This is a genomic window from Eudoraea sp., from assembly GCF_049665975.1.
Classification (GTDB): Bacteria; Bacteroidota; Bacteroidia; order Flavobacteriales; family Flavobacteriaceae; genus Eudoraea.
Genome location: NZ_JBATGR010000392.1, coordinates 1 through 4,137, shown reverse-complemented (window position 1 = coordinate 4,137; position 4,137 = coordinate 1). Strand labels below are relative to the sequence as shown.

The window sequence follows — 4,137 nt, the reverse complement described above, 5'->3', positions numbered from 1 at the left end:
ACCTGCAGTAGCTCCTTTAGGCTACGACTGGAAGATAGGTATTGCCGTACTGACTTCTTTTGCGGCACGGGACGTTTTTGTAGGAACTTTGGCAACTATCTATAGTGTGGGAAACGACGAGGAGGATACAATTAAACACAGGATGGCTTCAGAAGTAAACCCCAGTACCAAAAAGCCCTTGTTTGATCTGGCCTCCGGAATTTCACTGCTCCTTTTTTATGCCTTTGCCATGCAGTGCATGAGCACACTTGCCATTGTAAAGCGTGAGACTAATAGCTGGCGATGGCCTATGGCTCAATTAGTGTTTATGAGCGTTTTTGCGTATATTGTAGCTTTAATTGCCTATCAGGTTTTGAAATAAAATGAGCGTAATACAACCCATATTGGTTTATCTGACTTTAGCTATTGCCATATTTTATATAGCCAAAAAATACTTGCTGCCTAAACGTTTGTTTTCTTCCAAAAAAGCGGCCAAAGGCTCATGTGAACAGGGCAATTGCGGATGTCATTAGGACTATACCATATTAGCAATAAAGGAATAAAACAGCAACCCCCAGCCTATTATCAAAAATAGTCCGCCCAAAGGGGTAATAGGCCCTAGAAACTTCAAGGATTTCCCTTTTGAGGAACCTATAGATAGCGCATATATACTAAAGGAAAAAAGAAAAGTCCCTAAGATAATGCAGTAGGCCATGTTTTTCTCCAATGCTGTGGTAAAACCCAGATTAAATCCCAAAACCAACAACAAAATAGCATGGTACATTTGATACTTTACACCCGTTTCAAAACTTTTGAGTTGCGCTTCCGAGAGTGATTTCTTTAAGGCATGGGCGCCAAATGCACCAAAAACCACTGCTAGTAAACCAAATAAAGCACCTAGTAATTGTACGATTAAAATAGTTTCCATATAATTTTTAAATATACAGATAGTCTGGGAATACCTCAACTTCCTGCCAACAAAAAACCCATCAGCAAAATGCTGATGGGTCTAAATTTTAACTTGGAATTTTAAATCTGACTCATGCCTCCGTCAACAGCAAGCTCTATGCCATTTACGTAACTGGCCTCATCTGAGGCGAGGAAGAGAACTGCATTTGCAATTTCCTGAGATTCTCCGAAGCGCTTTAAGGGGTTAGATGCGGCAAAACCCTGGCCCATTTGTGATACCGCTTCTTCCGGCATTCCCATTTTATTATAGATAGGAGTTGCAATTGGTCCTGGCGCCACAGAATTTACCCGGATATGACGTGGAGCTAACTCGGTAGTTAATACCCTTGCATACGCCCTCAGTGCTCCTTTGGTTGCGCTGTAAACTGCTGCGCCTTCAAACCCTTTTAAATGCACTATTGAAGTGTTAAAGATTATGGCACTTCCATCATTCAAATTGGGAATAGCATATTTCACAAGAAAAGCAGGGCCTTTAATGTTGATATCAAATTGTGAGTCAAAATGAGATTCATCAATAGTATCAGCCGGAGTAAAATAAGCCACCCCCGCATTTACAAAAAGGATATCAATATTTCCAAATGCCTTAACCGCTTCTTCAATCAACCTTTTATTATCAGCTATTTCGGACTGATCTGCCAAAACGGCTTTGAAATTACCCGTCAGAGAAGCTGCAGCTTCATTTAGTGCTTCCTGTCTTCTTCCCGAGAATACTACTTTTGCCCCTTCACTTAAAAAACGTTTCACTGTTTCCAAACCTATTCCGGAATTTCCACCGGATATTACCACTACTTTGTCTTTAAATCTATTCATAATTAAATATTTATTTTCTGAAATGTTCGTTTCAGAAATAGTTAAAAAAATTTATTGTATTACTTTAATTGTATTATTTATTATTGTTTCCAAAATCTTGCTATCCTTTACTAATATTCCTGTCATTCTAAAGCCCTGAAAAGCGTTAAATATAAAATAGGCATAAGTTATGCTATCTTCTTTTGCGTTAATTACTTTCTGCTGCTGTCCCTCTTTAATTAGTTCATTAAAAATGTCCAAGGTATTTTCCTGATTAGCCAAGAGCCATTTCCTTATATCTCCTTCCTGATTAGCCATTTCAGATTTACAATTCATGGCGTAACAGCCTTTATCTCCCTCTTTACTGAGTATTTGAGGCAAAAAAGATTCAAATATTAGCCGAATAGCTTCTAAAGGATCATTTGCATTTAAAAGAGCTTTTTGAAACAAACCACCGCTTTCTTTTTGATAAAACTGCAAAGTTGTTTTATACAGTTTTAGTTTGGAACCAAAGGAATTGTAAATGCTAGATCTATTAAGGCCAGTGGCGTCAACCAGATCCTGTATTGAAGTGCCATTATAGCCCTTTTCCCAAAACACATCCATAGCCTGACGAACTGCAAACTCCCGGTTAAATTCTTCCAAACGCGACACTAATTCTTAATTTTAAAACAAATATATATTGAAACAGTCGTTTCAAAAAGAAATTAACAAAATTTTAATTTTCCCGGAATATCTATTGTTATTACAGACTATATGGGATTAATAAAACAATACTACAATCCTTTCTTATTGGAAACTATGTACTTTGGAGTAACTTTTATTAAAGAGAAACCTGAATTTCTTTATCTCCTTCTACTTTGAATGCGCATTCACTGTATTTTGGAGGTCCGAATGTTTTCATCTTTCCAATTGAAAAACAAATCGGTTCTTTTGGTATACCAATCCAGTTAGTATCTAATTCGTCATCACCGTCTTCATCATGAAATATTGCCAGTGCATACTCCCCATCCGGTAAATCATCAATGATGACCATTGTATTCCCTAATTCCGCTTTACTACTACCTCCTGAAAACATTTTATCCGAATCCAAAAAACTATCCGAACTGTCGTATACTGCAACAAGTATACTGCCATTATTGCTTTTAACCCCGGTTACGTCTACCGAAAGTTTGTTCTGAGAAAACATCATAAAAGGCAAAAGCAGCAGATTTAGGAAAAGTAATTTCATTAGAGTAAATTATTTGTTTTGTACTAGGAAACTCTGTTTTAGTGAATTAATTGTATCTCTTGGGTATCAATTTTTTCTTCAAGGTAAAGATATAACTCTTTTGTTTTAACTGAATCAGATAAATTGATAAAAAGCAGAAGGGAATCGTTGTAAGTTAATCTGATCTTCTGATGGTGCAAATTATCTACATAAACATATACCAATTTTTCTTCGTTCAGGGAATCTTTAAAAATCCCTTTTTCTTTTTCCCAGGCCGAAAAACCATTTTTACGATCCAAAGAGGGGATTTTGGCCACCATTGATACTTCATTCATGGCATTAAATGGTAACTCCTTGTAATATACCCCGGATAAAATCTGGATTCTATCGTTCTTTTTCCATATCCAATTTTTATAATGTGCTAAAAAACTCAATATACAGACAATTACCGTTAGGACTATAAGTAAATTCCAAAACCAATGCTTTTTTTTGCCTTTCATAATCTATTCATTTCCACTTTCTTGCCTGTATTTCTCAAACCATGCCAGGGTATGCGCAATCTTTGTAATTAAATTACTTGGTCTGTTGGCAATACCATGTCCCGCACCTGGAATCTCCACCAACACCGTTTCAATTTTTCTTAATTTTAAGGCGTGATAAAGCTGTTTGGCTTCACTGGGCGGAGTTCTTAAATCTTCCATTCCCACCATTACCATAGTTGGGGTTTCTATATTACCAACGAGAGACAGTGGAGAAAATTTCCAATAGCCTTCAAAATTTTCCCAAGGCTGACCCGGATACCTAGAATTGGCATAGCCAAAATAATTATCAGCGACAAGGGTTTTACTTATCCAGTTCATCACCGGTTTGGCCACCACGGCAGCTTTAAACCTGTTGTTTTTTCCAATTATCCATGCAGTCATTATACCCCCTGCGCTTCCTCCTGTTACATATAGCTGATCTTCATGGGCAATTCCATTTTTTATACAATGATCTACTCCATCCATAACATCATTGTAGTCATCTCCCGGATAATTATTGTATAAAAGATTCCCAAATTCTTCCCCATAACTTGTACTCCCCCTGGCATTAGGATAAAAAACGATATAACCTGCGGCCGCATATAGCTGCATCTCTGTAGAAAACCTATCGCCATAATTAAGAACTGGTCCTCCGTGATTCTCAACCAG

General features: G+C 37.2%; 7 protein-coding genes. 1 reads left to right on the top strand and 6 read right to left on the bottom strand.

Annotated features, from left to right (window positions below; genetic code table 11):
- A partial coding sequence (locus tag WBN20_RS13210; protein WP_424282036.1) for a nucleoside recognition domain-containing protein occupies positions 1 to 361 on the top strand: 361 nt, incomplete at its 5' end.
- Between the two features lie 153 nt (positions 362 to 514).
- On the opposite strand, the gene WBN20_RS13205 is transcribed toward WBN20_RS13210, so the two are convergent.
- The 6 genes from WBN20_RS13205 to WBN20_RS13180 form a co-directional block, all read right to left on the bottom strand.
- Positions 515 to 907: a DUF423 domain-containing protein gene (locus tag WBN20_RS13205; protein WP_424272459.1), complete on the bottom strand. Its 393-nt coding sequence runs from the start codon at positions 905 to 907 to the stop codon at positions 515 to 517.
- A gap of 101 nt (positions 908 to 1,008) precedes the next feature.
- Positions 1,009 to 1,758: an SDR family oxidoreductase gene (locus tag WBN20_RS13200; protein ID WP_424272460.1), complete on the bottom strand. Its 750-nt coding sequence runs from the start codon at positions 1,756 to 1,758 to the stop codon at positions 1,009 to 1,011.
- Between the two features lie 51 nt (positions 1,759 to 1,809).
- The gene (locus WBN20_RS13195; protein ID WP_424282035.1) at positions 1,810 to 2,391 is read right to left on the bottom strand and encodes a TetR/AcrR family transcriptional regulator; all 582 of its coding nucleotides are present in this window, start codon (positions 2,389 to 2,391) and stop codon (positions 1,810 to 1,812) included.
- 169 nt (positions 2,392 to 2,560) lie between these two features.
- Entirely contained in the window at positions 2,561 to 2,968 is a 408-nt protein-coding gene (locus WBN20_RS13190) for a DUF2141 domain-containing protein (RefSeq protein WP_424272462.1), read from the bottom strand.
- A 38-nt stretch (positions 2,969 to 3,006) separates the two neighbouring features.
- Complete coding sequence (locus WBN20_RS13185; RefSeq protein WP_424274587.1) at positions 3,007 to 3,447, bottom strand: hypothetical protein; 441 nt, start codon at positions 3,445 to 3,447, stop codon at positions 3,007 to 3,009.
- Positions 3,448 to 3,450: 3 nt separating this feature from the next.
- Positions 3,451 to 4,137 (bottom strand): S9 family peptidase (locus WBN20_RS13180; protein ID WP_424282034.1); only part of this gene is annotated, 687 nt, incomplete at its 5' end.